Raw genomic sequence first — 16988 nt, forward strand, 5'->3', positions numbered from 1 at the left:
GTCGCCGGACGGGGGGCCTCCAGGCGGTGGGCAGGATCGCTCACCGCAGCCCTCGCACCGCTCGGCCCCAAGGGGCCTCCCAGGCATCGGACCGCCACGCCGGACTCCGTCCGCCGACACACGCGGGCCCCCACCGGACACACCCGGCAGGGGCCCACACACCGACCCAGACGCTAGAACGCCTCGAACTCGTCGAACTCCCGCTGCGCGTCGTCACGCTCCGCCTGACGGTCCCGACGACGCTGCGTCGCCGGACGGGGAGCCTCCAGGCGGTGGTCCTCGCCTCGGCGGCCGAGCATCTCGGCGCCGGCCACCATCGAGGGCTCCCAGTCGAAGACGACGGAGTTCTCGTCCGAGCCGATGGCCACGCCGTCGCCGGCGCGGGCGCCGGCCTTCATCAGCGCGTCCTCGACGCCGAGGCGGTTGAGGCGGTCGGCCAGGTAGCCCACGGCCTCGTCGTTGTTGAAGTCGGTCTGGCGGACCCAGCGCTCCGGCTTCTCGCCGCGCACGCGGTAGACGTCCTCGTTCTCGTCGTAGGTGACGGTGAAGCCGGCGTCGTCGACGGCCTTCGGGCGGATGACGATGCGGGTCGCCTCCTCCTTGGGCTTCGCGGCGCGCGCCGCCGCGATGATCTCGGCGAGGGCGAAGGACAGCTCCTTGAGGCCCGTGCGGGCGACCGCGGAGACCTCGAAGACGCGGTAGCCGCGCTCCTCCAGGTCCGGGCGGATCATGTCCGCGAGGTCCTGGCCGTCCGGGATGTCGATCTTGTTGAGGACGACGATGCGCGGACGGTCCTCGAGACCGCCGTACTGCTTCAGCTCCTCCTCGATGACGTCCAGGTCGGTGATCGGGTCGCGGTCGGACTCCAGGGTCGCCGTGTCGAGCACGTGGACCAGGACCGAGCAGCGCTCGACGTGCCGCAGGAACTCCAGGCCCAGGCCGCGGCCCTGGCTGGCGCCGGGGATGAGGCCGGGGACGTCGGCGATGGTGTAGACGGTCGAGCCGGCCGTGACGACGCCCAGGTTCGGGACGAGCGTCGTGAAGGGGTAGTCCGCGATCTTCGGCTTGGCCGCCGAGAGGACGGAGATCAGCGAGGACTTGCCGGCGCTCGGGTAGCCGACGAGCGCGACGTCCGCGACGGTCTTGAGCTCCAGGACGATGTCCTGGAGGTCGCCGGGCTCGCCGAGCAGTGCGAAGCCGGGCGCCTTGCGCCGGGCGGAGGACAGCGCCGCGTTGCCGAGGCCGCCGCGGCCGCCCTGGGCGGCGACGTACGTCGTGCCCTGGCCGACGAGGTCCGCGAGGACGTTGCCCTGCTTGTCGAGGATGACGGTGCCGTCGGGCACGGTCAGGACCAGGTCCTGACCGTCCTTGCCCGCGCGGTTGCCGCCCTCACCGGGCTTGCCGTTGGTGGCCTTGCGGTGCGGCGAGTGGTGGTATTCGAGGAGTGTGGTGACGGACTGGTCGACGACCAGAATGACGTCACCGCCCCGGCCGCCGTTACCGCCGTCGGGGCCGCCCAGCGGCTTGAACTTCTCCCGGTGAACGGAGGCGCAGCCGTGGCCTCCGTTACCCGCGGCGACGTGCAGCTCGACGCGGTCCACGAAGGTGGTCATGGTTCTGTGCCTCCAGCAAGTGAGCTTCGTACGGAATGTCTATCTGGTAACACGCGAAAGGCGGACCCTCTTCCCCGGTCGGGAAGTGAGGTCCGCCTCCGCTGACTGTTCCGATCAGGCGACCGGAACGATGTTCACGACCTTGCGGCCACGGAAGGTGCCGAACTGCACCGAACCGGCCTGCAGGGCGAACAGCGTGTCGTCGCCACCGCGACCGACACCCGAGCCCGGGTGGAAGTGGGTGCCGCGCTGGCGGACCAGGATCTCACCGGCGTTGACGACCTGACCGCCGAAGCGCTTCACGCCGAGCCGCTGGGCGTTGGAGTCGCGACCGTTCCGGGTGGACGATGCGCCCTTCTTGTGTGCCATTGCTCAGTCCCTCTTTACTTCGCGGCCGTCGGGATGGACGTGACCTTGATCGCCGTGTACTGCTGACGGTGACCCTGGCGACGGCGGTAGCCGGTCTTGTTCTTGTAGCGCAGGATGTCGATCTTGGCGCCCTTGGTGTGGTCCACGACCTCGGCCAGGACCTTGATGCCCGCCAGAACCCAGGGGTCGCTGGTCACGGCGTCGCCGTCGACGACGAGCAGGGTCGAGAGCTCGACCGTGTCGCCAGCCTTGGCGGTGGAAATCTTGTCAACCTCAACGATGTCGCCGACAGCAACCTTGTGCTGGCGACCACCGCTGCGCACGATGGCGTACACGCGGATCTCTCTCTCACTCGGTAATGGGGACCTCTGACGCCAGCCGCACACGCGCGGGCCCGGGGGCCTGCGGCGATCCGGATCGGACGAGCGGCCTCTCCCGGCGGGCCGGGAGGGAGGTGCTCAGAGGTGCGGCATGTCAGTCGACACGCCGACGGTCTAGGTTACGGGCGGCGCCCGTAGGGGGTCAAATCTCGGACGTCTCGGCGACGAAGCCCTTGAGCCAGGCGCGGAAGTCCGGCCCGAGGTCCTCGCGCTCGCAGGCGAGGCGCACGATGGCCCGCAGGTAGTCGCCGCGGTCACCGGTGTCGTAACGGCGCCCCTTGAAGACGACGCCGTGCACGGGGCCGCCCAGCTGCTCGTCCGCCGCCATCTTCTGGAGGGCGTCGGTGAGCTGGATCTCGCCGCCGCGGCCCGGCTCGGTCCCGCTCAGGACGCCGAAGACCGCCGGGTCCAAAACGTAACGGCCGATGATCGCGTAGTTGCTGGGCGCCTCGGCCGGCTCCGGCTTCTCGACCAGACCGGTGATCCGCACGACGTCCGCGTCGTCGGCCAGCTCGACGGCCGCGCAGCCGTACAGGTGGATCTGCGCGGGGTCGACCTCCATCAGCGCGACGACGCTGCCGCCGTGCTCGCCGAGGACCTCCAGCATGCGGGCGAGCAGCGGGTCGCGCGGGTCGATCAGGTCGTCGCCGAGGAGCACCGCGAAGGGCTCGTCACCGACGTGCGGCTGCGCGCACAGCACCGCGTGGCCGAGGCCGCGCGGGTCGCCCTGGCGGACGTAGTGCATGGTGGCCAGCTCGTTGGACTCCTGGACCTTGGCGAGGCGCTCGTCGTCGCCCTTGCGGGTGAGCGCCTCCTCCAGCTCGTAGTTCCGGTCGAAGTGGTCCTCGAGCGGACGCTTGTTGCGGCCCGTGATCATCAGGACGTCCTCGAGCCCTGCCGAGACCGCCTCCTCCACGACGTACTGGATGGCCGGCTTGTCGACGACCGGCAGCATCTCCTTCGGCGTCGCCTTGGTGGCGGGCAGGAAGCGCGTGCCGAGACCGGCGGCGGGGATGACGGCCTTGCGTACGCGGGGAGCGGGGGTGTTGTTCATCGGGCTGGTTCCTGGTTCCGATCCGGGGTGAATGCCGTGTGGACCGTCCTCGGCGGGAGGACGGTCCACACGGTCGCGTCAGGGGACTAGGTCAGTCCTGCGCGGGAGCGGCGGTCTTCTTGACGGCCTTCTTCGCCGTCGTTGCCTTCTTCGCCGCGGTCTTCTTGGCGGCCACCGTCTTCTTGGCGACGGCCTTCTTCGCCGTGGCCTTCTTGGCGGTCTTGCGGGCCGTCTTCTTGGCCGGGGCGGAGGCCTCGGCGGCCTCCTCGGCGGGCTCCGCCGGCGCGGCGGACCCGGCCGGCTCGGCCTGGGCGGCGGTCGCCACCACGACCACGGCGGCCTCCTCCGCGCCCGTCGGCGAACCGGCCGGGGCGGTGGCCTTGCGGACCACCCGGCGGCGCGCCTTCGGCGGGGCGGCCACGGGGGCCTCCTCGGCGACGGGCTCGGCGACCGGCTCGGCGGCCGGGGCCTCCACGGCGGCGGCCGGCTCGACCACCGTCTCGGCGACCGCGTCGGCGGGCTCCGCGGTGGCGGTCACCGGGGCGGTGGCCTTGCGGGTGGCGCGGCGGCGGGTACGCGGCGCGGGGGCGGCCTCCTCGGCCACCGGCGCCGGGGCAGCCTCCGCGGCCGGCTCGGCCACGGGCTCGGCGACCGGGGCCGGCTCGGCCTTCGGCTGCGGCTCGGGGACGACGACCTCGAAGGTCTCCGTCTCGGTGACGGCCGTCGAGGCGGCGGGCGCCGACACCCGGCGGGTCGCCCGGCGGCGGCCTCGGCCACCGCGCGTGGCGGCCGCCTCGGCCTCGGCGACGCTGCCGTACAGCTCCTCGTCGGCGCCGATCGGCTCGGGCAGGGCCACCGGGGCCGCGAGCTCCGCGGCGACCTCGGCAGCGGTCTCGGCCTCGTCCGGGCCCTCCGCCTCGATGCCGGTCTCGACGGCCTCGTGGTCGTGCTCGTGGACGTGCTCGGCGCCGCCGCGGCCGCGCTTCTTCGAGCGCTTGCCGCCGCCACCGCCACCGTGGGTGGCGGGCTGCTCCATGTGGACGATGACACCGCGGCCGTTGCAGTGGACGCAGGTCTCCGAGAAGGACTCCAGGAGGCCCTGTCCGACCCGCTTGCGGGTCATCTGCACCAGGCCGAGCGAGGTGACCTCGGCCACCTGGTGCTTGGTCCGGTCACGGCCCAGGCACTCCAGGAGACGGCGCAGCACCAGGTCGCGGTTGGACTCCAGGACCATGTCGATGAAGTCGATGACGACGATGCCGCCGAGGTCGCGCAGGCGCAGCTGGCGGACGATCTCCTCGGCCGCCTCCAGGTTGTTCCTGGTGACGGTCTCCTCGAGGTTGCCGCCCTGGCCGGTGAACTTGCCGGTGTTGACGTCGACGACGATCATCGCCTCGGTCTTGTCGATCACCAGCGAACCGCCGGACGGCAGCCAGACCTTGCGGTCCAGCGCCTTCATCAGCTGCTCGTCGATCCGGTACGTCGCGAAGACGTCGACCTCGCTGGTCCAGCGCGTCAGACGGTCGGCCAGGTCGGGCGCGACGTGCGAGACGTAGCCGTGGATGGTCTCCCACGCGTCGTCGCCGCTGACGATGACCTTGGAGAAGTCCTCGTTGAAGATGTCGCGGACGACGCGGACGGTCATGTCCGGCTCGCCGTAGAGAAGGGTCGGCGCGTTGCCGCTCTTCGCCTTCTTCTGGATCTCCTCCCACTGCGCCTGCAGTCGCTCGACGTCACGGCGCAGCTCGTCCTCGCTCGCGCCCTCGGCGGCGGTGCGCACGATGACGCCCGCGTCCTCGGGGACGATCTTCTTGAGGATGGTCTTCAGACGCGCGCGCTCGGTGTCCGGCAGCTTGCGGCTGATGCCGGTCATGGAGCCCTCGGGCACGTACACGAGGTAGCGGCCCGGCAGGGAGACCTGGCTGGTGAGCCGGGCGCCCTTGTGGCCGATCGGGTCCTTCGTGACCTGGACCAGGACCGACTGGCCGGACTTGAGGGCGGCCTCGATGCGGCGCGGGCCGTGGCCCATGCCGAGCGCCTCGAAGTTGACCTCGCCGGCGTACAGGACGGCGTTGCGGCCCTTGCCGATGTCGACGAACGCGGCCTCCATGGACGGCAGCACGTTCTGGACCTTGCCCAGGTAGACGTTGCCGACGTAGGAGGTGGCCTGCTCCTTGTTGACGTAGTGCTCGACGAGCACGTTGTCTTCCAGCACGCCGATCTGGGTGCGCTCGCCGTTCTGGCGGACGACCATGACCCGCTCGACGGCCTCGCGGCGGGCCAGGAACTCGGCCTCGGTGATGATCGGGACGCGGCGGCGACCCTGCTCGCGGCCCTCGCGGCGGCGCTGCTTCTTGGCCTCCAGGCGGGTCGAGCCCTTGATGGACTGGACCTCGTCGGACGGCTCGGTGCTCTTCTCGCGCGCGGGCCGGGGCTCGCGGACCTTGACGACCGTACGGACGCCGTCCTCGTCGGCCCCCTCGGTCTCGGCCGAGTCACCGCTGCGGCGACGCCGGCGGCGACGGCGGCGGGAGCTGCTGGAGCCGCCGAAGCCCTCGGACTCCTCGGATTCCTCCGACTCCTCGCCCTCCTCGGCGTCCTCGTCCCCGGCGTGGTGCTCCTCGGCCTCGTCGGCCTCCTCGCCCTCGGACTCGGCGAGCTCCCCGCGGCGACGGCGACGGCCGCCACGGCGGCGACGCCGGGACGGACGCTCCTCGAAGTCCTCGGTGTCGTCCGCCTCGCCCTCGGCCTCGGCCTCGGGGGTGGACTCGACCTCGGGCTCGTCGGCGACGGTGGCCGGGACGGGCTCGACGGCGACGGGCTCGCCACGGCGGCGACGGCGACGGCGGGCACCCGTCTCCGGCCGCTCGGCGGCCTCGGTCGCCTCGGCGGCCTGGACGGTCTCGGTGGTCTCCTCCTCCGGCTCCTCCTCGACGACCTCGGCGGCGGCGATGGCCGCGGCGGTCTCCGGGGTCTGGAACATGGGCTCGGTGAAGACCGGGGCCTGGAAGACGGCGACGGCCGGGCGCGCCGCACGGCGGGTCCGCGGGGCCTCCTCGGCGGCGGCCGGCTCGGCGGTGAACTGCGGCGACGCGGCGCGGCGGCGGGTACGGCCGCGGGTGGCGGCCTGCTCGGCGGCGGCGACGTCGGCGGCGTGCGAGGCGATCTCCTCGACGGTGTCCGCGGGCAGCGACTCGCCGGACGTCTCGGCCGCGATCTCGGCGGCGGCGTCGGCGGTCACCTCGGGCGCGCTGCTCTTGCGGGTGGCACGGCGGCGGGTCCGCGGGGCCGGGACGGCCTCCTCGGCGGCCGGGGCGGCCTCGGGGGCCTCGGCGGAGGCCTCGACGGGCTCCGGGGTGGCCACGGCGCGGGTGGCGCGGCGACGCGTGCGGGGGGTCGGCGCCGGCTCCTCGGCGGGCTCGGCCACCGGGGCGGCCTCGGCGGCCGGGGCGGGCTCGGCGGCTGCCGGGGTCTCGGCCTCGGGCGCGGCGGCGACGCGGGTCGCGCGGCGGCGGGTACGGCGGGCCGGGGCGGCCTCCTCGGCGGCGGGGGCGGCCTCGGCGGCCGGAGCGGCCTCCGGGGTCTCCACGGCCTCGGCGGCGGGCGCGGTGGCCTTGCGGGTGGCACGGCGGCGCGGACGCGCGGGCGCCGGCTCCTCGGCGGGAGCGGGCTCGGCGGGCGCGACCTCGGCGGCCGGGGCCGGGGTGGTCTCCACGACCTCCGCGGTGTCGGCGGCGGCCCCGGCGGTCACCGGCGGACCGGCGGGCCGGGAAGCGGCGCGGCGACGACGGCGCGGCGGCAGCTTGTCACCGGGTGCGGTGTTCTCGTTCTCTTCGTTCTGTTCGAGCATGCGGGCGGTTCTCCCGTCACGCTCCCGGGCGCCGCGTCCGGTTCCGGTACGGCGGCACGACCACGCGGGAAGCGCGGTGCCGCCGTCCGGGGCGCGGGCGCCACACGGGAGCTGTATGTCTGGCTCGCCGGTTCCGTACGCCCTGTGCGGACGGCCTGGCGAAAGTCTCCTGGTGGGTGCGCTGCCCGACCCAGGTGGCTCCCGAGTACCAGGGCGGCGCTACAACGACCGCTCCCTACGCGGTACCCGCACCCGGCGCCGTCGCTGAGGCGGTCTCGGCGGCCGTGGTTGGAGCGGCCTTGACTGCCTCGCGGTCGGGCGCGAGCGGGTCGGTCACCGTGCCGGACTCCTCGTCGAAGAGCCCCTGCGCCAGCCTGGTCACCGCTGCGGGGACCGGCGGCGCCAGGTCGGCCACAGCTCGGAGACCGGACAGGACGTCGTCGGGTCGCACGGCAGGCGTTACGTGCCGAACAACCAGCCGCAGTATCGCACAGGCGCTGTCGAGCGGCCTATCACCCTGGGGATCGCCCTGGGCGGAGGCCGCGGTCAGCTCCACGACGGCACCGCGGGTGTCGAAGGTGCGCAGACCGTTCTTGGTCTTGCGCTGTACTTCCACGGTCTCGGCCGCGAGAAACGCCTCGACGGCCTTCTGCACCTCCTCGACGTCCACACCGTCGAGTCGCAGCTCCCACACGGAGGCGGTGAGCCGGTCGGCGAGGCCCGAGGTGCGGGCCTCGACGGCGTCGACGATGTCGAGGCCGCTCGGCATGGACTCGTCGAGCAGACCCCGCAGGGTCTCGGGATCGCGCGTCGCGGTGAGGGCGATCTCCAGGTATTCGGCCTCGGAGCCCGTACCCGTCGGGGCGGCGTTGGCGTACGACACCTTCGGGTGCGGGGTGAACCCGGCGGAGTACGCCATGGGCACCTCGGCACGGCGCAGCGCACGCTCGAAAGCGCGCTGGAAGTCACGATGGCTGGTGAACCGGAGGCGGCCGCGCTTGGTGTAGCGCAGTCGGATGCGCTGCACCGCCGGTGCGGGCGGCGGGCCTTCGGGCTGTCGCTTGCCCAGTGGTTCTTCTCCTCGGTGCGGAGCGGGCGCGGGAGGCGCACCGCCCTCGAAATGCGGTGGTGTCCCGGGGGTCCCGCCCGGCTCACCCCCGCTGCTGCGGGGAGATCTCGGGTGCGGGCGCCGCGCCGGGGACGTTCGTTGTACTACCCAGAGTACGCGCCTGGGCCACATGTGGTTCCCCGGGCCGTCCGCCGAGCAGGGCCCGCCACGCGTCCCGGCGGGTCTGGGTGACGGTGTCGCGGGCGGAGGCGAGCACCGCCCGCGCCGTCCTGCGGGCCTCGGCGGCGGCCCTGCGGGCGGGCCTCCACACCGCGTCGCGCACCCAGTGCCCGGCCGGGACGCAGACCCCGCGGTAGAGCCGGACGGCGGGACGCCCGATCACGTGGCGCGCCAGCCAGCCGACGGGGCGGGCGACGAGATGGCGCGCCGCCCAGACCAGGGGGCGGGCGACCAGGTTGCGCGCGAGCCGGGCGATGCCGCGCCCGACGGCCACGGAGACGAAGCCTGCGACCCGCCAGCACATCGCGAGGGCGTCGCGCAGCTCACGTCCGAGAGGGACGAGGATCCGCTGCCACAGCCAGACCGCGGGGCGGACGATCCCGTACGTGACGAGCGGCACGAGCGCGTACCGCCAGGGCCATACGAGGAGCACCGTGCCGAGGGCTCTCACGCCGGCCGCGATCGCCCGCCCGAGTCCGGTGAGCACCCGGGCCAGGGCCCGCCCGGAACGGGTGAGCAACCACACGGCGCCCCGGCCCGCCGGCGCGAGCACCCGGCCGTACAGCCACCGGGCGGGCGCGACCACGGCGTAGCGCCACAGCCCGGCGCCGAGCGGCACGAGCACCCGCCGCCAGAGGACGCGGGCCGGGGCGGCGATCCCGTGCCGGACGACGGGCACGACCCCATGGCGCCACAAGGCGACGAAGGGCCGGGTCACTCCCCGGCCGACCCGCCCGGCGGCCCATGCGAGCCCCCGCCCGAGCCGGGCGGCCCCCGCCGCCACCCGCCCGAAGCCCCACCCGAGCCCCCGCCACAGCCCGTCGAACACCAGGGCCAGCCCCCGCCACAGCCGGCCGAGCACCCACGCAAGCCCCCGCCAGGCCCCGCCAAAGGCCCACGCGAACCCCCGCCACAATCCGCCGAACACCCAGGCGAGCCCCCGCCGCAGCCCGCCGAAGACCCATGCGACGCCCCGCCCCGCACCCCTTGCCAGCCAGGCGACGCCCCGCCCCACACCCCTCGCCAGCCAGGCGACGCCGCGGCCCGCCGGGGCCAGGACGCGGTGCCGGAGCCAGCGGGCGGGGCGGCGTACCGTCCGGTCGACGAGCCAGGTGAGGGCGCGGCCCGCCGGGCGGAGCAGGGCGCGGTCGAGGAGCCGGCCGGTGGCCTTGAGGGCGTCCCAGGTCATGCGGACCGGGAGGATCAGGACGAGCACGACGATGCGCACGGGAATGCGGATCAGCGCGTGCGGGGCCGGCGGGGCGGGGACCGGGGTTTGCGTGCTCATGACCCCAGGGACGCGGACGGCCCGGCGGAGGGTTCACCCTCCGCCGGGCCGTCGCCAGAGCGTTACGCGGCTACTTCACGACCGTGAGCGGCAGCAGCTTCTTGCCCGTCGGGCCGATCTGGATGCTCGTGTCCATCTGGGGGCACACGCCGCAGTCGAAGCACGGCGTCCAGCGGCAGTCCTCGACCTCGGTCTCGTCGAGCGCGTCCTGCCAGTCCTCCCAGAGCCAGTCCTTGTCGAGACCGGAGTCCAGGTGGTCCCAGGGCAGGACCTCCTCGTAGGTGCGCTCGCGGGTCGTGTACCAGGCCACGTCCACGCCGAAGGCGGGGAGCGTCTTCTCCGCGCACGCCATCCAGCGGTCGTACGAGAAGTGCTCGCGCCAGCCGTCGAAGCGGCCGCCGTCCTCGTACACGGCGCGGATGACCGCGCCGACGCGGCGGTCACCGCGGGAGAGGAGGCCCTCGACGATGCCGGGCTTGCCGTCGTGGTAGCGGAAGCCGATCGAGCGGCCGTACTTCTTGTCGCCGCGGATCTTGTCCCGGAGCTTGGCCAGGCGCTCGTCGGTCTCCTCCGCGGAGAGCTGCGGGGCCCACTGGAAGGGGGTGTGGGGCTTCGGGACGAAGCCGCCGATGGAGACGGTGCAGCGGATGTCGTTCTGGCCGGAGACCTTGCGGCCCTCGGCGATCACGTTCATCGCCATGTCGGCGATCTGCAGGACGTCCTCGTCCGTCTCGGTCGGCAGGCCGCACATGAAGTACAGCTTCACCTGACGCCAGCCGTTGCCGTACGCCGTGGAGACGGTCCGGATCAGGTCCTCCTCCGAGACCATCTTGTTGATGACCTTGCGCATGCGCTCGGAGCCGCCCTCGGGGGCGAAGGTGAGACCGGACCGGCGCCCGTTGCGGGTCAGCTCGTTGGCCAGGTCGACGTTGAACGCGTCCACGCGGGTCGAGGGGAGGGACAGGCCGATCTTGTCCTCGGTGTACCGGTCGGCCAGGCCCTTGGCGATGTCGCCGATCTCGGAGTGGTCCGCGGAGGACAGCGAGAGGAGGCCGACCTCCTCGAAGCCGGTCGCCTTCAGGCCGCGGTCCACCATCTCGCCGATGCCGGTGATGCTTCGCTCCCGCACGGGGCGCGTGATCATGCCGGCCTGGCAGAAGCGGCAGCCGCGGGTGCAGCCGCGGAAGATCTCGACGGACATGCGCTCGTGGACGGTCTCCGCGAGCGGGACGAGCGGCTGCTTGGGGTAGGGCCACTCGTCGAGGTCCATGACGGTGTGCTTGGAGACGCGCCACGGCACACCGGACCTGTTGGGGACGACCCGGCCGATGCGCCCGTCCGGCAGGTACTCGACGTCGTAGAACGCCGGGATGTAGACCGAGCCGGTCCTGGCGAGACGGAAGAGGACCTCCTCGCGGCCGCCCGGCCTGCCCTCGGCCTTCCACTGCCGGATGATCTCGGTCATGTCGAGCACGGCCTGCTCGCCGTCGCCGATGATCGCCGCGTCGATGAAGTCCGCGATCGGCTCGGGGTTGAAGGCGGCGTGGCCGCCGGCGAGCACGATCGGGTGGTCGACGGTCCGGTCCTTCGACTCCAGCGGGATGCCGGCGAGGTCGAGGGCCGTGAGCATGTTGGTGTAGCCGAGCTCGGTGGAGAAGCTCAGTCCGAAGACGTCGAACGCGCCCACGGGGCGGTGGCTGTCCACGGTGAACTGCGGCACCTTGTGCTCGCGCATCAGCTCCTCGAGGTCCGGCCACACGCTGTACGTGCGCTCGGCGAGGACGCCCTCGCGCTCGTTCAGTACCTCGTAGAGGATCATGACGCCCTGGTTGGGCAGGCCGACCTCGTACGCGTCCGGGTACATCAGAGCCCAGCGGACGTCGGCGGACTCCCACGGCTTGACCGTGGAGTTCAGCTCTCCACCGACGTACTGAATCGGCTTCTGCACGTGCGGGAGCAGAGCTTCGAGCTGCGGGAAGACAGACTCGGCAGCAGACATCTCGAACCTTCGTGAGCTGGCAGGGGGGCGACTCTCAAGCGTACCCCGGTGCTCAGCGGCTCAGTGCCGCCCGGATTCCCGGGGCCGCGGCCCGCTTCCAGACGGCGGGGAGCTCGCGTTCGCCGGCCAGGGCGGCGGCTTCCTCGCGTCCGTACAGAAGTCCCCAGGTGAAGGCGGTCTCGCCGGCCGCGTGGGCCTGGACGGCGATCTCGCGCAGCGCGGTGCGGGCGACGACGCTGTCCTGGTGCTCGCCCAGGAGCGACTGGACGGCCTTCACGCGCTTGGCGAACCGTTTGGCGGGCTTGCCGAGGGTGGGGCGGGCGGCGTCGGCGGCGTAGCGGGTGCGTTTGGCGGCCTTGCGGGCGGCGTGCAGGGCGAGGTCGCGTTCCCGCCCGGGTTCGAGCGCGAGGGCGTGCTCGACCCGGCGGGCGAGCCGGTCGAAGTCCTTGCGGACGGCGCGCGCGAGGACCTCGGAGGCGTCCTGGGCGGCCGCTGGGCGCAGCGGCGGGTCGGTGAGGAGCGCGTCGAGGGTGTCGAGGAGCGCGAGGTGGCGCGCGGAGTCGAGTGCGGCGAGGGCCGTGTGCCGGGCGTCCTCGGCGCGCCGGACGCCGCGGGCGCGCAGCCGGGCCCGGACGGGGCCGAGGAGCAGGGTGTTCGGCAGTGCGTCGAGGCGGGCGTCCAGGCGGGCGGTGAGCACCTCCTCGTCGCGGGCGGCGCCGAGTTCGCCGGCGAGCCACTTCAGCTCCTCGCCGACGGGGTCGGTGACGCCGCGGTCGAGGACCCGGCGGTAGGTCTTGAAGGCGCTGCGCAGCCTGCGGCAGGCGACCCGCATCTGGTGGAGGGCGTCGGGCAGGTCGCGCCGGACGGCGGGGTCGAGGGCGACGATCGCCTCGGCCTGCTCCCGTACGTAGGCGAGGACGGCGTGCCCGGCGGTGCCGGGGGTTCCCGGGCCGTTGTCGCGCGCGGGCGGGGCCGTGCCCGTCTCCGCCAGTGCCCTGGCGAGTTTCGACGGCGCCTCCGACGGGCGGATGCCCGCCTTCCTGAGGCGTTTCCCGACGGCGTCCAGGAGTGCCTCGTCGCCGTCGTCGGCGAGTTCGACCTCGATCTCGGTCCAGGCGGCTTCGCCCGTTCCGGTGAGGCGGTCGGCGTGGACGGTGTCGACGGACAGTTCGGCGAGCGGGCGGCCGTCGTCGTCGAGCAGCCGGCGGACGGAGCGGGAGGAGCGGAGACGGACGACGGGGGCGACGGCGGCGTGCCGGACGCGGGAACGCAGGAGCCCCGTCAGGAAGGCCGGGAGGGTCTCCGAGAGCGGGGCTCTGATCTCGTCGCGGATGCCGGAGGCGACGGGGAACTTGAGGTGCCAGCCGGCGTCCGCGCCGCCGGTGCGGCGGCGCAGGGTGAGGCCGTCCGCGGCGAGCCGCAGGTCCGGTGTGTCGTAGTAGACGGCGTCCAGTTCGGTGACGCCCTCGTCCCGGACGGCGGCCACGCCCGCGGTCCCGACGAGGTCCGGGAGCTCCGTCGTGGCCGTGGCCTCGTACTTACGCTCGATCTCGCGCTTCGTCTCCGCCATGGAACGAATCTAGACGCGAACGGGGGCGAGTGGCAGGGGGAACTCGGCCGTGGCCTTCGGGCCGGGCGGGTCTCGCGGCGCCCGGCCCGGGGACGGGGCCTAAGCCGTCATCGGTCGCTGCACCCTGATCGACTGGAGCAGGCCGATCGCGACCCACACGGCGAACATCGACGAGCCGCCGTACGAGACGAACGGGAGCGGCAGGCCGGCGACCGGCATGATGCCGAGCGTCATGCCGATGTTCTCGAAGGCCTGGAAGGCGAACCAGGCGATGATGCCGGCCGCGACGACCGTGCCGTAGAGCTCGGTGGTCTCGCGGGCGATGCGGCAGGCGCGCCACAGGATGATGCCGAGCAGGAGCAGGATGAGGCCCGCGCCGACGAAGCCGAGCTCCTCCCCCGCCACCGTGAAGACGAAGTCGGTCTGCTGCTCGGGCACGAACTGGCCGGTGGTCTGGGAGCCCTTGAAGAGTCCCGAGCCGAGGAGTCCGCCGGAGCCGATGGCGATGCGGGCCTGGTTGGTGTTGTAGCCGACGCCGGCGGGGTCGAGGTCGGGGTTGGCGAAGGCGGCGAAGCGGTTGATCTGGTACTCGTCGAGCATGCCGAGCGTGGTGACGAGGACGGCGCCGAGGACGCCCGCGCCGATGAGTCCGAGGACCCAGCGGTTGGAGGCGCCGGAGGCCAGCAGCACGCCGAGCACGATGACGGCCATGACCATGACCGAGCCGAGGTCGGGCATCAGCATGACGATGCCCATGGGGAGGGCGGCCAGCCCGAGTGCCTTGGCGACGGTGCGGTGGTCGGGGTGGAGCTGGTCGCCCGCGTCGACCTTCGCGGCCAGCAGCATCGCCATGATCAGGATGATCGTGATCTTCACGAACTCGCTGGGCTGGAGCGAGAAGCCGCCGCCGATCACGATCCACGCGTGCGCGCCGTTGATGGTCGCGCCGAGCGGGGTGAGCACGGCGAGGATCAGCAGGACCGACAGGCCGTAGAGGAAGGGCACGGCCCCGCGCAGGGTGCGGTGGCCGAGCCAGACCGTGCCGATCATCAGGGCGAGCCCGATGCCGGTGTTGAGGACGTGCCGGAACAGGAAGTAGTACGGGTCGCCCTGGTTGAGCTCGGTGCGGCCGCGGGTGGCGGACCACACGAGCAGCGAGCCGAGGAACGACAGGGCGAGCGCGGACAGCAGGATCGGCCAGTCGAGCCGGCGCAGCACCGAGTCGCGGGCGGTGAGCTTGGCGAGGGTGCCGCGCTCGGGCGCGTAGCGGGAGACGGAGAAGCCGTGCGGAGCGGTCATCGCTTCAGAGCCTCCCTCGGGTGGCGGGCGGGCCCGTGAGGGGCTGGGGGTCGTCGTCAGGTTTCGCGGGCTTGTCGGGGTCGGGCGGCTGGGTGCCGCCCGGCTGGTCGGCGGCGAGCTTCACCGGGGCGTCGGGGTCGACCTTCTGGGCCTCGGGGTCGTAGGGCGCGATCCGGGGCGCGTCGATGGAGCCGTCGGGCTGGATCTTCGGCAGGGTCTTCTGCGGCTGCGGCAGCAGGGCCCGCTTCAGGTCCTGGTTGCCCGCGTCGTCGAGTCCGTAGAGCGCGTCGTAGATGTTGCGCACGGCGGGGCCGGAGGCGCCGGAGCCGGTACCACCCTGGGCGATCGTCATGACGATCGCGTAGTCCTTGGTGTACGTGGCGAACCAGGAGGTCGTCTGCTTGCCGTAGACCTCCGCGGTGCCCGTCTTGGCGTGCATCGGGATCTTGTCCTGCGGCCAGCCGCCGAAGCGCCAGGCGGCCGTTCCGCGGGTGGCGACTCCTGCGAGGGCTTCGTCTATCAAGTCGCGGGTCTGCGCGTTGAACGGCAGCCGGCCGTGCGACTTGGGCGCGATCTCCTTGACGTTCTTGCCGTCGGCGCTGATGACGGCCTTGCCGACGGACGGGTTCCACAGGGTGCCGCCGTTGGAGATGGCGGCGTAGATGGTGGCCATCTGGATGGGGGTGACGAGGGTGTCGCCCTGTCCGATGGAGTAGTTGACCGAGTCGCCGGCGCGCATCAGGTTGCCTTCGAGGCAGTTCTCGTACGACAGCTGCTGGACGTAGGTGCCGCCCTTCTTGCCGTACTTGCACCACCAGTCCTTGTTGGCCTCCCAGAAGCTCTGCTTCCACTGGCGGTCGGGGACGCGGCCGGTGACCTCGTTGGGGAGGTCGATGCCGGTCTCGGCGCCGAGGCCGAACTGATGGGCCGTCTTGTAGAACCAGTCGCCCGGGTTCTTCTTCGGCTTCATCCCGCCGTCCTTGATCCACTGCTGGTGGGCGAGGGCGTAGAAGACGGTGTCGCAGGAGACCTCGAGGGCGCGGCCGAGGCTGATGGGGCCGTGGTTCTGCGACTCGAAGTTCTTGAAGACCTGGCTGCCGATGGAGTACGAGCTGGTGCACGGGTAGCGCCCGTCGAAGTCGTAGCCCGCGTTGACGGCGGCGGTGGTCGAGATGACCTTGAAGATGGAGCCGGGTGCGGCCTGGCCCTGGATGGCCCGGTTCAGCAGCGGGAAGTTGGAGTCCTTGCCGGTGAGGGCCGCGTAGTCCTTGGCGGAGATGCCGCCGACCCAGGCGTTGGGGTCGTAGTCGGGCTGCGAGGCCATGGCGACGATCCGGCCGGTCTTGGCCTCCATGACCACGACGGCGCCGGCGTCGGCCTTGTAGTTCTCGTTGGTGTTCTTGTCGAAGGTCTTGCGGGCCTCGACCATCGCGTTGTGCAGCTCCCATTCGGCGACCGCCTGGACGCGGGCGTCGATGGAGGTGACGACGTTGGCGCCGGGCTCGGCGGCGTCGCTCTTGGCCTGGCCGATGACCCGGCCGAGGTTGTCGACCTCGTAGCGGGTGACGCCGGCCTTGCCGCGCAGCTGCTTGTCGTAGGTGCGCTCCAGGCCGGAGCGCCCGACCTGGTCGGAACGCAGGTACGGCGAGTCGCTGTCCTTGGCCTTCTCGATCTCGCCGTCGGTGACGGGCGAGAGGTAGCCGAGGACCTGGGACGTACGGGACTTGCCGGGGGCCGGGTAGCGGCGCACGGCGGCGGGCTCGGCGGTGATGCCGGGGAAGTCCTCGGCGCGCTCGCGGATCTGCAGGGCCTGCTGGGTGGTGGCCTCGTCGGTGACGGGGATCGGCTGGTAGGGCGAGCCGTTCCAGCAGGGCTTGGGGGTCTTGGAGTCGCAGAGCCGGATCTTGTTGATGACGTCGAGCGGCTTCATGCCGAGGACGGTGGCGAGCCGGGTGAGGACGGCCTTGCCGTCGTCCTTCATCTTCATCAGCTCGGTGCGGGAGGCGGAGACCACGAGGCGGGTCTCGTTGTCGGCGAGCGGGACGCCGCGGGCGTCGAGGATGGAGCCGCGTACGGCGGGCTGGACGACCTGCTGGACGTGGTTGCTCTTCGCCTCGTCGGTGTACTCCTTGCCGTTGCGGATCTGGAGGTACCAGAGGCGTCCGCCGAGGGTGAAGAGCAGGGAGAAGACGAGGACCTGGATGACGACGAGCCGGATCTGGACCCGGGGGGTCCGCCCGGTCTCGGGGATGTTGCTCATACTGCCGTTGCCCCCTCG

At 72.6% G+C, this 16988-nt stretch carries 11 protein-coding genes; all 11 read right to left on the bottom strand.

Annotated elements, in window-relative coordinates:
• Positions 1–173 precede the first annotated feature (173 nt).
• The 11 genes from obgE to mrdA all read right to left on the bottom strand — a co-directional run bounded on the left by obgE (position 174) and on the right by mrdA (position 16970).
• A complete protein-coding gene (obgE, locus tag ACGF1Z_RS09870) occupies positions 174–1613 on the bottom strand; it encodes a GTPase ObgE (RefSeq protein WP_393001832.1) in 1440 nt (479 codons plus the stop codon).
• Positions 1614–1727: 114 nt separating this feature from the next.
• Complete coding sequence (gene rpmA, locus ACGF1Z_RS09875) at positions 1728–1982, bottom strand: 50S ribosomal protein L27 (RefSeq protein ID WP_030494090.1); 255 nt, start codon at positions 1980–1982, stop codon at positions 1728–1730.
• A 14-nt stretch (positions 1983–1996) separates the two neighbouring features.
• Positions 1997–2317 carry a 50S ribosomal protein L21 gene (gene rplU / locus ACGF1Z_RS09880; RefSeq protein ID WP_365340082.1) on the bottom strand — a complete coding sequence of 107 codons (321 nt, stop codon included), beginning with the start codon at positions 2315–2317 and terminating at the stop codon, positions 1997–1999.
• A 187-nt stretch (positions 2318–2504) separates the two neighbouring features.
• The gene (gene galU, locus ACGF1Z_RS09885; protein ID WP_393001834.1) at positions 2505–3416 is read right to left on the bottom strand and encodes a UTP--glucose-1-phosphate uridylyltransferase GalU; all 912 of its coding nucleotides are present in this window, start codon (positions 3414–3416) and stop codon (positions 2505–2507) included.
• Positions 3417–3507: 91 nt separating this feature from the next.
• Positions 3508–7266, bottom strand: a complete 3759-nt coding sequence (locus ACGF1Z_RS09890; protein WP_393001836.1) for a ribonuclease E/G — start codon at positions 7264–7266, stop codon at positions 3508–3510.
• 235 nt (positions 7267–7501) lie between these two features.
• Positions 7502–8293: a TIGR03936 family radical SAM-associated protein gene (locus ACGF1Z_RS09895; RefSeq protein ID WP_393001838.1), complete on the bottom strand. Its 792-nt coding sequence runs from the start codon at positions 8291–8293 to the stop codon at positions 7502–7504.
• Positions 8294–8417: 124 nt separating this feature from the next.
• Positions 8418–9842 (bottom strand): hypothetical protein, encoded by a 1425-nt coding sequence (locus ACGF1Z_RS09900; RefSeq protein ID WP_393001840.1) that lies wholly within the window; start codon positions 9840–9842, stop codon positions 8418–8420.
• A 70-nt stretch (positions 9843–9912) separates the two neighbouring features.
• A complete protein-coding gene (locus ACGF1Z_RS09905) occupies positions 9913–11841 on the bottom strand; it encodes a TIGR03960 family B12-binding radical SAM protein (protein WP_393001842.1) in 1929 nt (642 codons plus the stop codon).
• Positions 11842–11893: 52 nt separating this feature from the next.
• On the bottom strand, positions 11894–13411 hold the full coding sequence (locus ACGF1Z_RS09910; protein WP_393001844.1) for a CHAD domain-containing protein: 1518 nt from the start codon (positions 13409–13411) through the stop codon (positions 11894–11896).
• A gap of 99 nt (positions 13412–13510) precedes the next feature.
• Positions 13511–14710, bottom strand: coding sequence for a rod shape-determining protein RodA (gene rodA, locus ACGF1Z_RS09915; RefSeq protein ID WP_393001846.1), 1200 nt, complete (start codon positions 14708–14710; stop codon positions 13511–13513).
• Between the two features lie 4 nt (positions 14711–14714).
• Complete coding sequence (gene mrdA / locus ACGF1Z_RS09920) at positions 14715–16970, bottom strand: penicillin-binding protein 2 (RefSeq protein ID WP_393001848.1); 2256 nt, start codon at positions 16968–16970, stop codon at positions 14715–14717.
• Positions 16971–16988 lie beyond the last annotated feature (18 nt).

The organism is Streptomyces sp. NPDC048018 (assembly GCF_043202995.1).
GTDB lineage: Bacteria > Actinomycetota > Actinomycetes > Streptomycetales > Streptomycetaceae > Streptomyces.